The following is a 17,520-nucleotide window of genomic DNA, read 5'->3' as shown; positions in this document are numbered from 1 at the left end:
ACGGGCGGCGCGGCCATCGGCGGCGGCGGCTTCGGCGCGGCCGGCGGCACGGGCGGCGGCGCGAACGCGGGCAACGCGGGCGGCGCGGCGGGCGTCGGCTCCGGCAGCTTCGGCAGCGCCATCACCGTGTCCGCGAGCTCCAGACGCTTGCTGCCCACCTTCGCCGCAGCCGCCGGATCGAGCACCTCCGGCAGCGTCGGGGGCACGAACTTGGGCGCTGCCGCACCCAGATCGACCGGCGAAGCGTCACCTTTCCCCGCTCCGGGCATGGGAGGGGGTGGAACGGGCGCGACCTTGCTCGCTCCGGGCGTGAGCTTGGAAGGACCGGGGACGACTTTGTCCGCGCTGCCCCCGATCTTCGGCGCCGCCGGGACGACTTTCTCCGTCCCGGTCAGGACCTTGGCCGGCGCGGGCATGACCTTGCCCGTTCCGAGCGTGGGCGGACCATGGGGAGGCGTCAGCCTGTCTTTTCGCGCCGTGACCTGATCGGGTTCGGTCACCGCCAGCGCGGCCTTCTCCCGCTCCTCGGCGGAGAACCCCATCGCCGCCAGGCTGATGCCCGAGCGCGACGTCGCGTCGTCGAAGAGCTGGTCGAACAGCTCCTCGTCCGGCACCGACTCCTTCCACTCGCTCTCGGGCACCACGGCCCCGAGCGGCGCCGCGATCGTCGGCTTCGACGGCCCTCGCGCCGCGCGCGCCGGGGCTTGCGCCGGCCGCACCGTGGGCGCCTCCGGCTGCACGTCTGCCTCGGCCTCGACCACCGCGAGCGGCAGCTTCGGCGGGCCCGGCACCTTCTCGGCGAGGGCTCGCAAGAGCGGGTACACCGAGGCCGGCCCATCGCCGCCGTCCGCGGCGGGCCGCTCCGACAAACGCCCCGGCGGCCGCGAAGGCGGCGGCACCGAGAGCCTCTGCTTGCTCGACGGCGGCGGCTTCGCGGGCCGCACCGATTCGAGCGGCACCCGCCGCCGCGGCCCGCCGTCGCCTTCGGCCGCCTTCGAGCGTGGCCCCTTGAGCGGGGCGACCTTCTCTTCGAGGTCCTTCTGCCCCACCTCGATCCCGGGCGCCTTGTTCAGGACGCGTTCGAGCTCCTGACACGACACCTTGCGTTTGTCCGGGGAGGGCTCCAGCGCCCCGTCGATCGCGCTCGTCAGCTCCTTCGGCAGATCCGACCGCAGCACCGCGAGCGGCATGGGCCGCGTGCCCACCTCGGGCGGCTTCGCCCCCGCGTAGAGCGACCAGAGCAGGACCGCGAGCCCGTACACGTCGGCCTTCGGCGTCACGCGCTCGCCGCGCGCCTGCTCCGGCGCCATGAACCCCGGCGCGCCCTTGATCACGAACGCCACCGTGTCCGGGCTCCGCCCGAGGATCTTCCCGAGCCCGAACCCTGTCAGCCGCACCTGACCATCCCAGCCGATCAGCACGTTCTCCGGGTGCATCGTCCGGTGGATCACGGGCGTCGGCGTCCCCTCCTCGTCCTTCGCCGCGTGCGCGTGCGCGAGCGCGCCGGCGAGCGCGCGGCCGAGGAACGCGATGGTCCGATCGTCGAGCTTCGACTTCTGCCGCCCGAGCACGTCCTGCAGCCGATCGAGCGTCACGCCTTCCACGTGCTCGAGCACCAGGACGAGGTGCTTGTCGTGCTCGAAGAAGTCGAACATCCGCTGGATCGACGGGTGGTTCAGCACCGCGCAGATCGCCGCCTCGCGCACGAGCTCCTCGGCGAAATGCGCGTCGCCCTCGATCGTGTTCCGGACGAGCTTCAGCGTGCAGAGCCGCGAAAAGCCCATCGGGCCTTCCATGCGTCCGACGTACACGTCCGCCGAGCCCGCTCCGGACAACCTTCGGAGCACTTTGTACGCCCCGATACGCTCGGGAACGGGCTCACTCGGGAACATTGGCGCGATCATACCGGAGCCGAGTCGTCTTCCCCAAATCGCAGGCACGCTGTCGGCGGATCCTGTCCGCCCGCGCAGGTTCCACGCCGCCACAGACGGAAAAATCGGACGAAACGAGCACAACCATGGGGCACGGGCGCTTCGTCGAAAGTGTGCTGAACTACATCACCTCGATGCGCTCCTACCCCGTGCGCCCCATGGCGCGGTCTTCCAAGCGTGTGCGGCTCGCGCGGGCGCTCGACACGCTGGGAGTCCTGGATCGGCTGCTCTCGATGCGGACGAAGCTCGCCGCGCGATCCCTCATGGTGCTCACGTACCATCGGATCGCCGACGCCGCGGCCGTGGGCGAGCTCGACGCCGACGTGCGCGAGACCGACGCGCGTGGTCTCACGGAGCAGATCAAGGTGGTGAAACAGCACGGCGCGTTCGTGTCGCTGCCCGACGTGCGGCGCTTCCTCCGGGGAGGGCCGCTGCCCGCGAACGCCGTGATGCTGGCCTTCGACGACGGCTATCGCGATTGCCACGACGTCGCCCTGCCCATTCTGAAAAAAGCCGGCGCGACCGCGACGTTCTTCGTCCCCACGGCCTACCCCGACGCGGGTCGCATGTTCTGGTGGGATCGCATCGCGCTGCTCCTCCGACGCTGCCAGAAGCGCACGCTCGTGATCACGTATCCGCGCCCGATCGTGCTCGACCTCGGGCGAGATCCCGCCGCCGCCAAGCGCACGCTGCTCGGCCTCGTCAAGCGCACGCCGGGGCTCGATCTCGCGCGCTTCCTCGACGAGCTCTCGCTCGCCGTGGACGTCACGCTCGACCCCGTGGAGGAGCGCTCGATCGCGGCGCGCACCATCATGACCTTTCGCGAAGTCCGCGCGCTCGCGGACGCCGGCATGAGCGTCGCCTCGCATTCGCACGAGCACCGCGTGATCACCACGCTGACGCCCGAAGAAGCGCTCTCCGATCTCGGCCAATCGCGCCGCGTGCTCTCCGACGTGCTCGAAGAGGACGTGCGCACCGTGGCCTATCCCGTCGGACATCAGATCCACGGGCCGTTTCTGCGCGTCGCGAAGGACGCGGGCTTCGACCTCGGCTTCACGAATGCGACGGGCTTCTGCATGCGCGACCGAGCAGACCCGCTCAACGTCCCGCGGATCGCGATGGGCCCGGAGTTCGAAGGACCACTCTTCAAGGCGCTGATGATCGCGCGCCCTTGAAAGGGTTGTTCGACGCTCGGGGACTACGCTCGGACACGCCGAGCTACGCCTCCGAACCCCCTTGCAGCCCGGACGTCCTCTCGAGAGCGGCTCCGATCTGCCCATCGCCGAGGCCCGGTGTTTGCCCATCTCGCCCGCGGGCTTCCGCCCGGGAAGGTCAGGTGGCTCGTGTTTCGCAAACTCCGTCGTCGCTCCGTCGCGGCTCTTCTGCTTTCGCTCGCCACGCTCGGAGCCGCCTTCGCGGCCGCCGGTTGTGGAGCCGCGCCGAAGGGAAACCGCGCCGCCCGCTCGGCCGATTCGAAGATCGTGAAGGTCGCGGGAACCACCGAAGATCCGGCCCTCGCGGAAGCTGCCGACGAACGAGCCGCGCAGCTCGTCTGGTGCGACTACCTCGAGGCGCTTTATCACCGCGCCACGGGGAACGACGAGCGCTGGCCGAGCCGGGACGAATGCATCTCGGCAAAGACGATGGCGTCGCCGGAAATGCTCCGGCGCACGGCGAGCTGCTCGCGCGCCGCGCTCGAGAAGTTCGACGGCGATCCGTTCACGAGCGCCTACGCGGCCGAGGTGAGCCGCTGCGGCTCGTCCGCGCTCGACGCGGTGGAGGTGAAGGTCGAGGAGATCACGCCGTACGTCGCCGCGATCTGCGGGCGCATGGCCCGGTGCGGCGAGGCCACATACGACGAGTGCCGCGGCGAGCTCGGCAATGGCCTCGCGCCGCACCTCGAGCGCGCCGTGGGCGCGATGAACCGGCGCGGCCGCATGGCGTTCGAGGTTTGCCTGAAAAACCTCTCGTGCGGCGACGTCGGCTCGCAGGTCGTGAGTTGCCTCGAACCCATCATGGAAGGCCTGCTCTGGCTGCCAGGCTGATGCGGACCTGGGTTATGCTGAGCGCGTATGGGTAGAAACGTCATCGTGTCGGAGGAGACGCTCCGGGATCTCCTGGAGGCGCACGCATCTCTTTCGGCCTGGTATTACGAGCTCTCGGCAGCGCTCGCGACGGCCGGGGCCTCGGCCCGCGCGCCCGACGACGCCTCCCGCGCGGCGTTCGTCGAGGGGATCGGCAAGATGTTCCCCGAGGTCGCGCAGGTCGCCGCCTCGATCCGCGTGCCCCGCCCCTTCGTCCCGCCCCCGCCCCGGATCTCGATCCCCGCGCCGATCACCGACGATCGGAAGCGCTGAAGCTAGCCTTCCGCATCGACGATTCGCAGGACGAACCACACGAGCCCGAGCGCGGCGATGCCGAGGCTCAAGATCTTCACGCCGCGCTTCTCCAGCCATTTGCGCTTCTGCGCCGTCACGAGCAGCGGGAGCACGACCGCGAGCACGGCGAGTTGCCCGGCCTCGACGCCCAGGTTGAACGCGAGGAGCGCGCTCGGGATCTGCGGGCGAGGCAGCGCGATTTCCCCGAGCGCCCCCGCGAACCCGAAGCCGTGCACGAGGCCGAACGGGAACGTGATCCGCCAGCGCTTCTCGGCGTCCTTCACGAGCTGGTTCTCGACCCCGACGTACGCGACGGAGAGCGCGATGATCGGCTCCACGATCCGCCCACTCGGCGCCCAGATCCCGAGCACGGCGAGCCCGAGCGTGATCGAATGCGCCACCGTGAACGCCGTGACGACGAGCAAGAGCGCGCGCAGGCGGCCGCCGACGAGCACGAGGCCGAAGAGGAAGACGAGGTGGTCGTAGCCGAACAGGATGTGCTCGATGCCCATCCGGAAAAAGCCGAAGAAGCCTTCGCTCTTTTGCTCGGCCTTCGGCGCCGCCGGGGCCCCGCTCCCGGACAAACCCGCGATCCCGATCTCGCGGTTCGCCCCGAAGAGCACGTGCTCGCTGGGCCCGGCGCCCGCGTCCGCGCGCGCGACGTGACGGTGGCCGTAGGGGAGATCGTCGAGCACGTCGAGGCGCACGCGCACCGCGCGGGGAGACGCGGGGCATCGGTACACGATGCGCAGGGAAAAACCGTCCTCTTCCACGAGGAACGCGTCGTCGAGCGTCCCCGGACAAACACCCTCGCCGGCCCGCACGGAGACGCGCTCGACCACCGCGCGGCCGAGCGCCTCGCGGGCGTGCTGGATCTCGGTCGGTGAAATCGCGCCGTCGCCGTCCTCGTCCATGCTCCGGACGAGCGAGAGCACCTCGCGCCGCGCGAAGACGATCTCGGCGGTGATCGTTGCCCCGTCGATCTTGTATTCTCCCCGGGACAAACCCACCTGATGGGCCTCTGCGACCCGCGGCAGGAGCACGAGGAGCGCGCCGAGGATCGTGATGAGCGCGGCGAAGAGGGCGCGGGATCGCACGCGCTAGCCTCCCTCGCCGAGGAGTTTTTTCGCTTCGGCCACCGCGGTGGGCTCGAAGTGCGGGTTCATGGTGAGCGCCTCGCGCACGAGCTTCTCGCCCTCTTTCTTCTCGCCCTGCGCGATGCGGATCGCCCCTGCGTGAAACAAGAGCATCGGCTCGCGCGTGCCGTGCGCGCGTGCCGCGTCGCTCTCCTTGCGCGCGGCGGCGAAATCGCCCTTTCGATAGAGCGCCCACGCGAGGACGTCCGTCGTGTGGATGCCCTTGCGGACCTTCATCTCCTCGCGGATGAGCGCGAGCGCCTCGTCGTGATCCTTGTCCTTCGACGCGAGGAACGCCGCGAGCGTGCGCTTGTCGCTCGCGCGGCCGATCTCCGCCACGCGCTTGTACGCTTCCTCCGCGCCCTTCTCGTCGCCCGCGGCTCTCCGCGCGTCGCCGAGCAGCCACGCTGTCTCGCACAGCGGGCTCTTCGCGAACGCGCGCGCCGCGAGCTCGGCCGCGCGCTTCGCATCGCCCTTCGCGAGCGCCACGCGTGCTTTGCCGACGAGCGCCGGCGGATAGTCCGCGACGGCGCTGAGCGCGCGATCGAAGCCCTTGTCGGCGCCGTCGACGTCGCCCTCGTGCCAGAACACTTTTGCCGCCTCCACGAGCACCCATGCGAACGGCTCGGGATCACGCGGATCACTCGCGTCCATGGCCGCGCGGTAGTTCTTCTTCGCGGCCGCGGCATCGCCCTGCAGAGAGCTCAAGAGCCCCGCGCGCGCATACGCCGGCAGGCTCGGCTTCAGGTCCATCAAGCGCTGCGCGCTCGTCACCGCCTCGTCGAAGTTGCCGAGCTCGAGCGCCGCGTCCGCCTTCGTCCCGAGCGCGAGCAGATCCTCCGCATCCTCGGCGAGGATCTGATCGGCAAGATCCTTCGCCTCCACGAACGCGTGGCTCTCCAGCAGCACCGCCGCGCGCAGGTTCCGCGCGGGCCGGTTCTTCGGCTCGCGGCCGAGCACGAGATCCGCGACCGCCCCCGCGTTCAAGTAGTACCCCGGATCCGACTCGTACCGCGCCTTCCGGATCCACGCGCGTCCGAGCAGGAGCCACGGATCGATCGGATCGGGCGTCTTCTCGATGCGCCGCTCGAGCACCTCGATCTCCTTGTCGACGGCGCTCGATCCGCTCGGCTTTTGCAGCGCGAGCGCGCGTGTCGTCCGCGTGGCTTCGTCCTGCGCGGGCGGCTGCGTCGCGGCTGAGGCCGACGTGATCGGTGCGGGTGAAGCTTCCTGCTCGGCCTTGTTGCAGGCGGGGATCACGAGCAGGGCAACGAGGAAAAGCCGGCTCGAGGTTCGGGAGATGCGCTCGCTCGGGGACACGATGGCTTCACGCGCTACGCGCGACGGGCCGCTCCGGCCCCGCGAAAACGTATCAAAAAAAAGCCTTGCTGCGCGGGGACCGTCTCTGCGATGCGATGACTACGCATGAAGCCCGCTTTCCTTCTGCTCTTCGTTTTCGGCCTGTTCAGCGGCTGCACGTGCGGGAAGGACGCGGGCCAGAACACCGCACCCTCGGCGAGCGCGCCCGCCTCCGCAGCGCCGAGCGCGAGCGCGCCCGCGGCGAACACGTCGTCGACCGACGACGAGGTGCGCCCGGTGTACCCGAAGACCAACGACCCGCCCGATCCGCTCGCCGAGAAGCTCTGCGAGGCGCTGCACGGCGTGCCCACGAAGCGCAGGGCGACGTGTTGCGGACACGCGCCCGGGTTCTCGCTCGCCGCCGAATGCACGCGCACGCTCAGCTACGCGCTGCGGGAAAAAGCCGTCACCGTCGACGCGGCCGCGGCCGACGCGTGCATCGCTGCGATCGAGAAAGCGCACGACGGCTGCGATTGGGTCGGACCGACGGGCGCCCCGCTGCCCGCGGTGTGTGACGGCCTCGTGCGGGGCGCGCTCGCCGCGGACAAACCTTGCCGTTCGTCGCTCGAATGCAGCGACGGGCTCCGTTGCCTCGGCGTGGGCCCCACGGACACGGGCACGTGTCGCAAGCCGCTCCCGACGGGATATCCGTGCGGCGTGTCGGTCGACACGCTCGCGGCGCTCACGCGGCAGGACACGTTCGAGGCGCGCCACCCCGAGTGCTCGGGCTACTGCGCGCAGCGCCGCTGCCGCGACCTCGTGGCCGAGGGCGGCGCGTGCAAGATCGACGTCGAGTGCGGCGCGGACAAGATCTGCGACGAGGGCAAATGCCGCACGGGCGCGCCCCCGCGCGAGGGACAACGCTGTAACAAGCACGCTTGCGCCCCGGGGCTCTACTGCGAGGCGGGCACGTGCATCGGCCCGAAGGAGCCGGGCGCTCCGTGTGATCACGACATCGAATGCCGCGGCGGCTGCCTGCGCCGCGGCGCGAGCAACGCCGGCACGTGCGGCATGAAGTGCAGCATGTTGTGACGAACGAGCGGGCTAGCTCAGCGCCACTGCAGCATGTCCGCTTCCATCTGCGGCGGCGGCGTCGAGGGCTTCGGCGGCGGCGCGTCCTTGCCCGTGTACGGGTCCTTCCCGTCGAGCGGGCGCAAGAGCGTGAGCTGCACCTTCCCTCCGCGCACCGTCACCTTCACCTGCCCCGAATCGAGCAGCGCTTGCACCTTGCGCACCGCGGCCGCTCGCTCCTCGGCCGAGCCTTGCTCCGCTGCGCGCCGCGCTGTTGCGATGTCGACCTCGGCCGGCACTTCCGTCTCGTGGATGCGCGACACCATGCCCTCGACGCGGGCGAGCCGGGCGGCCATCTCGGCGATCCGCTGGTCGCGCTCGTCGTCCTTGTCGCGCCGCGCGTCGCGGCCATAGCTCGCTTGCGCCAGGGCCATCACCATGGCCATCTGCTGCGTGAACGCGGCTTGCCGCTCCTCCAGCACGCGGATCTGCGCCTCCCGCGCGGCCGACTCCCGCTTCACGGCATCGATCTCGGCGAGCGCCCGGTCCTCTCGCCCCGGATCGACGCACCCCGCCCCGAAGGCGCCGAGCCACGTGATCACGAAGCACCTTGTCACCCAGCGACTGGCCATGCCGACCTCCACGAGAATCCATCGTATCCCGACCCTCCCGCAGGCGAAACGCCCGTCGCTCCCGACCGCTGAGGTCCTCCGATGAGCGGGAGCATGTCGGGCGGCCATTTTCTGGGTTTTTACGTCGCCGTGCTCGGCCTCGTCGCGCTCGTCGTGGCCCTCGCCCGCCCGCGTGTCGCCGCGCGCCTCGGCCATCGCAGGATCCCCGTCGGCATCGTCGTGATCGTGCTCCTCGTCGGGCTCGCGTTTTTCGGCAGCGGCAGCCGCCGGATCACCCTGCGCACGGCCGTCGGACCGAGCAGCGGCCTGCCTTCACGCCTCACGCAGGCGCACGTCGACGCGGCGCTCGCGAGGGCCACGTCGCCCGCGTTCGTCGCGTACGTCGCGGCGGCGTGCGACCTCCCGCCGCTCGATCATCCCGAGCGGCTCGGCGCGCGTTTGTCCGCGCGGAACGTCTCGGGCTTCGACCTTCCGAACGAGGGCATTCGAGTCTCGCCGCCCCCCAAAATCGGCGAACCCTGGATCCTCGCCTCGTACGACGACGCCGAGAATGCCGTGCTCGCGGCCTTCGACGGGGGTGAGGGCATGCGCCGCATGCGGGTCGTGCAGCGCCTCGTGACGGACGTATTGCCCGAGCTCGTCGTGGTCGAGGCGCTGCGCGCGGCGCCCACGGACGCGGAGAAAATCGATATTTTACGCGGACAAACCCTCACGGTGCCCCGCGCGGCCGAATTTCTCGCCCGCGCGCTCGACGAATTCGCGGGCAGCGCCTCGCCCGCGCTGAAGGACGTGATCGCGTCGAAGCGCGCCTACGTGCAGAAGTACCTCGACGACCCGACGATGCGAGGTTTGCCCCCGGGGACACGCCTCACGCTCCCCGCGCCCTGAATTTTGCGCCGAAAAGCGGAAAGCCCCGCCGAGGCAGGGCTTTCCATGGCGACCGATTGCGATCGCGAAGCGGCGATCACTCCCCCTTGCCGCGCGTCGACCCCTCCCAGGGCGGCGCGAGGTACGGGAACGAGCTCTTGAACGTCGCGTCGTTCGTGTCCACGCCGTCGGGCACGTTCGCCGCGAGCTTGCAGAGCAGGAGGCTCAGCTCGACGTCGGTCACGTCCTCTTCCTTGTTCGTGCCCTTGTTGACCTTGCGGCCGTTCGGGAACTGCGAGGGAATGCCGAGATCGACGCGCAAAACGTCGCCGATCGCCGTGATGTTGTGCCCGAGCATGCCGTTCAGACTGATGACGTCGAGGATGTCCGTGCGGTTCGACTTGAGCCCCGCCGGCCCACCCGGGCAGGCCGCGAGCGGGCCGCCCGCCGCATAGAAGCCTGCGAATTCGGCGTCGCGCACGATCACCGGATTCAGGATGTACGCGCCGAAGTTCACGACGTCGTCCTTCGGGTGCGTCCGGTTGAACTTGTCCTTGTCCTGAATGCCGATCACCGCCTCGTTGATGAGCGGCAGGCCGAGGCGCGAGACCTGCACCCACGGGCCGAAGTTGTCCGACGACTCGTTCCTGCGCAAAATGCGGGTCTTGCGGCGGCTCGCCGACGCCCAGACGCCGATCGTCTGGTTATCGTTCGCCGTGCCGGGGACGACCGCCGTGCCGCCGTTCGCCACGGCGAGGGGAATCTCGAGCGCAATCGTGTGCACGTTGTACCCCGACACGTTGTCGTAGGGCGTGCCGTTGAGCACGGTCTCGAGGCCGGCGAGATCGAAGACCGCGCCGAGGTCGACGCCGAAGCCGTCGTCGCGCGGGCCGGCGAAGACGCGGCCTTCGCCGCCGCTCAGGTTCCGGATGACGGACGTCGCGCCCTCGTCCACGAAGAACTGCTCGTACGTCTTGCCCATCGGGATCTGGTAGGCGATCGAGTTCGTCCGCGGACCGACGTTCGGCGGGGCGACGGGCGCGTTCTGCACGAGGACCGTCGGGTTCTGCCCATTGACGAGTTTCGTCACCGAATACGTCTGCGTCGAGCCGGAGAGCTGGGAGAAGAACTCCTTGCCGCCGCCGACGGGGGCCTGCATGTTCGCCGGATCGACGACGGGATACGGCGTCGACGAGAAGCGGATCTGGTAGGTCAGCGCGTCGTTCAGGCTGTTCGGGCCGCGCGCGATGTGGACCTCGTAGAGCACGTCGTCCGAGAATTTATGCCAGTTCGGGCCGGCGGCGGGCTCCTCGAGGGGAATGTAGTTCGCCAGGATCACGAGGTTCTGGCCCTCGACCCAGGCATAAAGGTCGGTGTTGTCGGCACGGGGGTCCTCGCCGATCGCCGGCGCCTCGGAGTGGCTCGAGGCCATCGCCGTGCCCGCCGTACCGAGAATCGTGAGCGCCGCGAGGGCAGCGCTCGTCCACGTCATTCGCTTCATCATGATGAGACAAACTCCTTTCTTCGCCCTCTGGCGCTCACGGGAAGGTCACACGGAACACGGTCCCACCATTGGCCGTGCTGTCGACGAAGGCGAACGTATTGCCGGCCTTCTTGGCGCGATGCAGGCCCGCAGATTCGGAGAACTTGTCGATGTCCTGCGAGAGGAGCGTCGGCTTGTTCGTCGCGAGATCCACGGAGATCACGACGTCGGTATGCTTGTCCGGGTCGAGCGCGGAGACGAGGAGGGTCGTGTCGCCGTTCATGAGCGCGACGCCGCAGGGATACCCCACGCGAACGCCCTCGAGGATCGCCTGTGCCGTTCCATTCGGGGCAATGGCGACGATGCTGCCGAGCCCATCGCCGCTCACGGTATTGCAGGTGTACACGGTGCCCTCGACAGCCATGGCCACGCCGCTCGGATCCGCGATGGGATTGCCCTTCGTGACCGTGGACACGCTGCCGCTGCCATCGGCGGCGAGCTTGAAAATGCCCGGCGCGCCCTGCGGGTCGGTGCCGGCGAAATAAATCACGTCCTTGCCGCCCTCGTCGCGAACCTCGATGCCGCGCGGCCTGTAGGCGTCCGCCGCCGTGATCTCGGTCAGCGCGCCGCCGTCGTTCGCGATCGAGAAAATGCGACCGCGATCCCCCGTGGGATCCTCGGCGCCCACGTCCGCGATGAAGATCTTGGCGCCGTCGGAGCTCGTCGCGACGTTGAGCGGCGCGACGAGCGGAGCGCCCGTGAAGAGCGCCGTCGGAGTCGCGGAGTTATCGGCCTTCGCCTTGAAAAGGGCGGGGTTACCGTTTGCGTCGAGGGCCGTGAAATAGACCTCCCCGCCCTCCGGATCCGGGGTCGCGTCGAACGGGCGCCGGAACGACGCGTGATTCGAAGCGATCGCCACGTCGTAACCGCCCGACCCGCCGCTGCCGCCCATGCCACCGGTGCCACCCATGCCACCGGTGCCTCCCATGCCCCCCGTCCCGCTGCCGGACGAGCTCGACGAGCTCGACGACGTCGTCGTGTTTGCAGGCGGCGGTTCGTCGCTACAACCCTGAGCGGCAATGGCGGCGAAAAGCAAGCCCGTCACGGCGATGGGGCGCAAGAGGCGGTGATGCCTCGTTTCCCTCATGCTTCCTCCTTCAATGGGCCTCCCCACCCAGCCGCCGCGTTTGCAGTGCGTGCCACGATCGATTAAGTGAGTGGCACGCGCCTCGACATGGGGGATGCGTGGATCGACCCGCGATACCCCTTTATCGGGGTTCGCGGGCTACGCCCGACGCGCAGGCGCGGTTGCGCGATTTGGCCCGTCATTCGGGGAATGCAGCGATCCTGTGCGCGAGGCCGCGGGCATCGACCACGAACGCCCCTCGATCTAGACTGCGCGCGCCATGTTCGACGTCGCGAAGTCCATCTACGCCCAGACCCTCAGCGAGATCCGTTCCGCCGGCCTTTACAAGGACGAGCGCGTCATCACGACGCCCCAGGGCGCGAGCATCCGCACGAGCGGCGGCCCGGCGGGCGCCGCCCCGCGCGAGGTCCTGAACTTCTGCGCGAACAACTACCTCGGCCTCTCCTCGCACCCGGCCGTCATCGAGGCGGCCAAGCAAGCCATCGACACGCACGGGTTCGGCCTCTCCAGCGTCCGCTTCATCTGCGGCACGCAGGACCTGCACAAGCAGCTCGAGAGCACGATCAGCCGCTTCTTCGGCACCGACGACACGATCCTCTACTCGTCGTGCTTCGACGCGAACGGCGGCCTCTTCGAGACGCTGCTCGGCGAGGAAGACGCGATCATCTCGGACGCGCTGAACCACGCCTCGATCATCGACGGCATCCGTCTCTGCAAGGCCGAGCGCCACCGCTACCCGAACGGCGACATGGCCGCGCTCGAAGAGGCGCTGCGCAAGACGCAGGACAAGCGCATCCGCATGATCGCGACCGACGGCGTCTTCTCGATGGACGGCTACCTCGCGAAGCTCGACGTGATCTGCGATCTCGCGGACAAGTACCGCGCGATGGTGATGGTCGACGACTCGCACGCGACGGGCTTCATCGGCGCGACGGGCCGCGGCACGCCCGAGGAATGTGGCGTCTTGCATCGCATCGACGTCATGACGTCCACGCTCGGCAAGGCCCTCGGCGGCGCGAGCGGCGGCTTCACCACGGGCCGGCGCGAGATCATCGACCTCTTGCGCCAGCGCTCGCGGCCGTACCTGTTCTCGAACACGGTCGCGCCTCCGATCGCGGGCGCGTCGATCGCGGTCTTCGAGCTGCTCGAACGCGAGCCCACGCTGCGCGAGCGGCTGATGTCGAACGCGCGCCGCTTCCGCGAGGGCATGACGGCGGCGGGCTTCACCATCAAGCCGGGCATCCACCCGATCGTGCCGATCATGCTGGGCGACGCGCGCCTCGCGGCCGACATGGCCGCGGCGATGCTGGAGGAAGGGATTTACGTGATCGGCTTCTCGTACCCGGTCGTGCCGAAGGGCGAGGCCCGCATCCGCGTGCAGCTCAGCGCCGCGCACACACCCGAGCACGTGGAGCACGCGATCGAGGCGTTTACGCGGGTCGGCAAGAAGCTCGGGATCGTGACCTGATCTCCCCTCACCCCCTCCTGGGGAGAGGGGGTGAGGACGCACGGTCGAATTCGTGCGTCGAATCAGCACATCAGTACATGGGGATCAGTAGCGGATCACGACCTTCGGGTAGGTCGTGATCGCCTTCTGGAAGTCGCCCGCGTCGTACTCGCGGAAGTCGAACATCGTCCCCTCGCCGCGCTTCAGGATGACCTCCCAGATGAGGTCGTGGATGTTCGGATCACGCGACTCCAGAAGATGCCGCGTGATGTGCCACGTCTCGAAGATCCGGCGGCCGATCACGCTGTGCAGGCTGATGCCGTCGACGATCAGCCGATCGAAGTTCTCGATCACCGCGTCGCCGCTCTTCAAGCCGAAGAGGATCACGTCGCCGCCGCGACGAACCGCGTGAATCGCGTTGTTCACGCTGGAGTTCACGCCGCTCATCTCGAGCGCCACGTCGACGCCCACGCCGTCCGTCAGCTTCCGGATGCGCTCCGTCAGCTCCGGGTCGCTCTTGTGCGGTTTGTCCTTCGAACCGTTCTGCAACTGCGGCCGCAGCACCACGTCCGCGCCGAGCCGCCGCGCCATCTCCGCGTGGCTCTCCATCGGCTCGACGCCGATGATGTAGTTCGCGCCCATCGCCCGCGCGACCGCCACCGCGAAGAGGCCGATCGTCCCGCATCCGACGATCGCCACGCGCTTGCCGCGCAGGTTCACCTTCGTGCACGCGTGCACCGCGTTGCCGAACGGCTCCTGGATCGCCGCGACCTCCGGCCGGATCTTCGTGATGTCCGTCCGCCACAGGTTCTTCGCCGGCAGCTTCACGATCTCGGCGAAGCAGCCGTCCTCGCTGATGCCGATGATCTTGTCGTCGGCGCAGACGTGCGTGTCGCCGATGCGGCACTGGTAGCAAACGCCGCAGGGGATGTGGCTCTCCGTCGTCACCACGTCGCCCACTTCGAGCCCGTATTGCCGCTTCGCGTCCGTGCCGAGCTCCACCACGCGGCCGAGCAGCTCGTGCCCGATCACGCGGGACGACTTCTTGTCGCGCTCGAGCGACTTGAAGATCATGTCCTTGAAGGCCGTGCGGAACCAGATGCCGCGATCCGAGCCGCAGAAGCCGGTCATGATGGGCTTGATGAGCACCATCGACCGGTCGTGGTAGTCGCTCGTCTCGTCGATGCGCGGCCGCTCGACCTCGGTCTTTCGCAGGCCCGTGGTGTTCTCCCACGGATCGGTCTCGCGGTCGTATGTCAGGGCCTGCATCGCGTCGCTCACGTTGTGCGCCTCCTCGAAAGACACGTCGGCCAGTGTCGTCGCAGCGCGCGACTGCGCAAGTCCCAAGGCGATCGAAGCCTGCTTGACGCAGCGGGTTAACGCAGCTTGCGACCAGGCGGCGGCGTCGTCTGCGAGACAGGCGGGCGCTCGCGCATGCATTTGTCGAGGCCTGCTTGCAGCGATGCGTCGAGCCCGCCAGGGAGCTTCGGACGGCCCATCACGTTCACGAAGAGCCTGTCCTGCGCGATACCGCCGCCGGGCGCGAAGCTCATCCACACGAACATCGCGCGGCCCTTGATGTTCTCGAAGGGCACGCCCGCGCCCATGCCGCCGCGCCAGCTCCGCGAGTCGTGGCTGTTGTAGCGGTTGTCGCCCATCACCCACACCTCGTTCGCGCCCACCTTGAACGGGCCCTGGTGATGGCCGCAGATCCCCGCCTTGCACGACTGCCCGATCCCGCAGTCCTCTTGCCCCTTGCACACGGGTTCGTCGGGGCCGTTCGGGTGCGTGTCGTCGTGCGCGAACAACGTGAAGTACGACTTGTCCTCCAGGTACTCCACGTAGAGCCAGCCGTCGCTGCCGTAACGCCCGACATAGCAATGCGGCACGAGCCAGCCGTTGATGATCGGGCGGCCGTTGATCGCTTCGAGCGTGTCGCCGGGGGCCGCGATCACCCGCTTGATGAAGTCTTGCTCCTTGTTCTCCGGGAACTTGAAGACCATCACGTCCCCGCGCGTGGGCGGCAGGCTCGAGAAGAGCCGCTTCTCCGTCCACGGGATCAGCGGGCCGTAGGTCAGTTTGTTCACGAAGATGTGATCACCGATCATCAGGCTCGGGATCATCGAGCCGCTCGGGATCTTGAACGCCTCGATCACGAACGCGCGCAGGATGAGCGCGACCGCCACGGCCACGCCGATCGACTCGGCGTACTCGCGCATCTCGCCCTTGCGCCAGCGCGACAGGTGCTCGCCCACCGCGCGATCGGCCCGCGTGTGCGCCGCGTCGAACTCCGCGAGGTCGAACGTCTCGGCGGTCATCACCTTCTCGAGGCCACGCAAAGCCTCGTCGAGGCGCTCGCGCTCGGCGGCCCGCAGCCCCTTGTCCACCTCGCGCGTGTTCTGCTTGAGGATGCGCCGCGCCTCGTCGACGAGCGCCTGCGCCTCCTCGTACCGCGCCCGCGCTTGCGGCGGGATGTCCTTGCGCCCGACGCCGATCGCGCTCGAGAGCGGGAGCTCGTAGCGGTAGTGCCACGCGAGCATCGCGAAGATCGTGAAGAGCACGATGCCCGCTGGAATCTGCTGCTCGGCGACGAAGACGCGCAGGCCTCCGGCCGAGACGTCACCCGGCGCCGGGGTCAGGAGCCAGACGGCGAGGATGGCCAGGACAAACGGGAGCGTGACGATCCAGATCGCGTAGAAAAGCCCGCGGAGCCAGGACGGTCCGGCGCTGCCCGTGTTCGGCCTGGGCGGGGGAGACGGGTCGGATCCCTCCGTCGCGCCGCCTTCTTTGGCGAGGGCGGGCGAGCTCTCGGGAGACCGTTCTTCCGGCGTGGTTGCCAAGGGGTTAGCCTTTCTATACGCCGCCCTGGGGCAGGGCAAGGGCGAGAGGCGCCGCGTAGCTCAAGGCGCGGCCCCGACTTCGACCGCGTAACTCACGAGTGCGGCCCGGTCGTCACCGGCCGCGCTGGGCGGAGCCGTCCTGCCAGCCGCCGCCGTGTTGTCGAAGACCACGTAGTACTGCCCGGCCGGCAGCGGCAGCGGTCTTCGCCACACCATGCCGCTCGTTACGGGCTCGTCCAGGACGGGGGGCGCAGGCGGAGGCCCGAGGGTCGCGTTCGTCGTGTACTGCTGCAGCCACGCATCGCCCACGCCGCGATGCAAGACGATCACGTCGACCGCAGGCGCGCCGTCGACGGCCACGCTGAGGTAGAGGGCCTGCCCCTTGCCCTTCACCTCGAACGGCCCGGCGTAATCACGCTGGTTCTGGTGCACCTCGACGCGCTCGTTCACCAGCACGAGGCGGCCGTTGTCCGCAGTCTTGTACGGCGAACCCGGGCGCTGCCCCTTCTCGACGACGCCGAGGCCGAAGTCGACGCTGCCGTCGGACGCGCGGATGACAGTGAAGCCGCGGCTGATCTCCTTCTTCAGGACCGCGCCGCCGACCTGATCGAGGAAGCCTTGTATCGATCCGCCGGGCAGGCCGAAGGCGCCGGGCGCGGGCGGCTGCTCGACGAGGCGCGACGTGAACGTCGTGGCGCTCGTCGCGCGCTCGCGGAAGTAGACGTACATCGTGCTGCCATCCATCAGGAAGTCGTGGTCGTACTCGACGGCCGCGCTCGCATCGAAGCCGATGCGCTTCGTGATGTTGGTCCAGGCGTAGCCGTAGCCGCCGAACTGGAGGAAGAGGTTGCCCGAGGCGAGCGTCTGCACGGCGCAGGAGAGCGGGAAGAAGCGGCCCGTCGCGGGATCTTCCTCGCGCAGCTTGAGCGGCACGCTGCGCTTCTGCACCTCGCGGCAGATCTGGCCCTGCGCGAACGAGAAGATGCCGCGGCGAAGCGTGAGGTTGCCCGGATCGTTCACGACGCCGGGCATCACCGCGAGCGACGTCTGGCCGCAGCTCGCGCCCACGAAGGAGAGCGCGAAAGCGACGGAGAGAAGGCGCGCTGTGACGGCACGGAAGGACATGGCGGGGGAGAATAGTGCATACGCACGGCCTCGGGCAGGTTTGGGGCAGAGCTCGGCTCGTCCGAGCGGAGCCCCAAGCGTTGCGGGGTTTGGGGCAGAGCTCGGCTCGTCCGAGCGGAGCCCCAAGCGTTGCGGGGTTTGGGGCAGAGCTCGGCTCGTCCGAG

At 69.1% G+C, this 17,520-nt stretch carries 15 protein-coding genes; 6 read left to right on the top strand and 9 right to left on the bottom strand.

Annotation, left to right across the window (positions count from 1 at the left end; translation table 11 throughout):
• Window positions 1-1,892 (bottom strand): serine/threonine protein kinase (locus QHF84_RS49370; protein ID WP_281320647.1); only part of this gene is annotated, 1,892 nt, incomplete at its 3' end.
• 125 nt (window positions 1,893-2,017) lie between these two features.
• Between QHF84_RS49370 and QHF84_RS49365 the strand changes: the two genes are divergently transcribed.
• From QHF84_RS49365 to QHF84_RS49355, 3 genes are all read left to right on the top strand, one after another.
• On the top strand, window positions 2,018-3,106 hold the full coding sequence (locus QHF84_RS49365) for a polysaccharide deacetylase family protein (protein ID WP_281320646.1): 1,089 nt from the start codon (window positions 2,018-2,020) through the stop codon (window positions 3,104-3,106).
• A 168-nt stretch (window positions 3,107-3,274) separates the two neighbouring features.
• Window positions 3,275-3,976 (top strand): hypothetical protein, encoded by a 702-nt coding sequence (locus QHF84_RS49360; RefSeq protein ID WP_281320645.1) that lies wholly within the window; start codon window positions 3,275-3,277, stop codon window positions 3,974-3,976.
• 27 nt (window positions 3,977-4,003) lie between these two features.
• Window positions 4,004-4,288, top strand: a complete 285-nt coding sequence (locus QHF84_RS49355; RefSeq protein WP_281320644.1) for a hypothetical protein — start codon at window positions 4,004-4,006, stop codon at window positions 4,286-4,288.
• 2 nt (window positions 4,289-4,290) lie between these two features.
• Here QHF84_RS49355 and QHF84_RS49350 read toward each other — a convergent pair whose 3' ends face one another.
• Window positions 4,291-5,406, bottom strand: a complete 1,116-nt coding sequence (locus QHF84_RS49350) for a HupE/UreJ family protein (protein ID WP_281320643.1) — start codon at window positions 5,404-5,406, stop codon at window positions 4,291-4,293.
• Between the two features lie 3 nt (window positions 5,407-5,409).
• Window positions 5,410-6,765: a tetratricopeptide repeat protein gene (locus QHF84_RS49345; protein ID WP_281320642.1), complete on the bottom strand. Its 1,356-nt coding sequence runs from the start codon at window positions 6,763-6,765 to the stop codon at window positions 5,410-5,412.
• A 105-nt stretch (window positions 6,766-6,870) separates the two neighbouring features.
• On the opposite strand from QHF84_RS49345, the gene QHF84_RS49340 reads away from it, so the two are divergent.
• A complete protein-coding gene (locus QHF84_RS49340) occupies window positions 6,871-7,836 on the top strand; it encodes a hypothetical protein (protein ID WP_281320641.1) in 966 nt (321 codons plus the stop codon).
• A gap of 17 nt (window positions 7,837-7,853) precedes the next feature.
• Here QHF84_RS49340 and QHF84_RS49335 read toward each other — a convergent pair whose 3' ends face one another.
• Complete coding sequence (locus QHF84_RS49335; RefSeq protein ID WP_281320640.1) at window positions 7,854-8,417, bottom strand: hypothetical protein; 564 nt, start codon at window positions 8,415-8,417, stop codon at window positions 7,854-7,856.
• Between the two features lie 111 nt (window positions 8,418-8,528).
• Between QHF84_RS49335 and QHF84_RS49330 the strand changes: the two genes are divergently transcribed.
• Window positions 8,529-9,335 (top strand): hypothetical protein, encoded by an 807-nt coding sequence (locus QHF84_RS49330; protein ID WP_281320639.1) that lies wholly within the window; start codon window positions 8,529-8,531, stop codon window positions 9,333-9,335.
• A gap of 76 nt (window positions 9,336-9,411) precedes the next feature.
• Here QHF84_RS49330 and QHF84_RS49325 read toward each other — a convergent pair whose 3' ends face one another.
• Together QHF84_RS49325 and QHF84_RS49320 are read right to left on the bottom strand one after the other, a co-directional pair.
• Window positions 9,412-10,818, bottom strand: a complete 1,407-nt coding sequence (locus QHF84_RS49325; protein WP_281320638.1) for a DUF4331 domain-containing protein — start codon at window positions 10,816-10,818, stop codon at window positions 9,412-9,414.
• Window positions 10,819-10,852: 34 nt separating this feature from the next.
• Window positions 10,853-11,944, bottom strand: a complete 1,092-nt coding sequence (locus tag QHF84_RS49320) for a hypothetical protein (RefSeq protein WP_281320637.1) — start codon at window positions 11,942-11,944, stop codon at window positions 10,853-10,855.
• Window positions 11,945-12,203: 259 nt separating this feature from the next.
• Between QHF84_RS49320 and kbl the strand changes: the two genes are divergently transcribed.
• Window positions 12,204-13,412: a glycine C-acetyltransferase gene (gene kbl, locus QHF84_RS49315; RefSeq protein WP_281320636.1), complete on the top strand. Its 1,209-nt coding sequence runs from the start codon at window positions 12,204-12,206 to the stop codon at window positions 13,410-13,412.
• A gap of 84 nt (window positions 13,413-13,496) precedes the next feature.
• Here kbl and QHF84_RS49310 read toward each other — a convergent pair whose 3' ends face one another.
• The 3 genes from QHF84_RS49310 to QHF84_RS49300 all read right to left on the bottom strand — a co-directional run bounded on the left by QHF84_RS49310 (window position 13,497) and on the right by QHF84_RS49300 (window position 17,356).
• Window positions 13,497-14,696, bottom strand: coding sequence for a zinc-binding dehydrogenase (locus QHF84_RS49310; protein WP_281320635.1), 1,200 nt, complete (start codon window positions 14,694-14,696; stop codon window positions 13,497-13,499).
• 71 nt (window positions 14,697-14,767) lie between these two features.
• Window positions 14,768-16,231 carry a signal peptidase I gene (lepB, locus tag QHF84_RS49305; protein WP_281320634.1) on the bottom strand — a complete coding sequence of 488 codons (1,464 nt, stop codon included), beginning with the start codon at window positions 16,229-16,231 and terminating at the stop codon, window positions 14,768-14,770.
• Between the two features lie 60 nt (window positions 16,232-16,291).
• Complete coding sequence (locus QHF84_RS49300) at window positions 16,292-17,356, bottom strand: hypothetical protein (RefSeq protein WP_281320633.1); 1,065 nt, start codon at window positions 17,354-17,356, stop codon at window positions 16,292-16,294.
• Window positions 17,357-17,520: the final 164 nt, after the last annotated feature.

This window comes from Polyangium sp. y55x31 (assembly GCF_029946505.1).
GTDB lineage: Bacteria > Myxococcota_A > Polyangia > Polyangiales > Polyangiaceae > Polyangium.
Note: the sequence above shows the minus strand (reverse complement) of the source record. Positions and strands in the feature narration are given on the sequence as shown.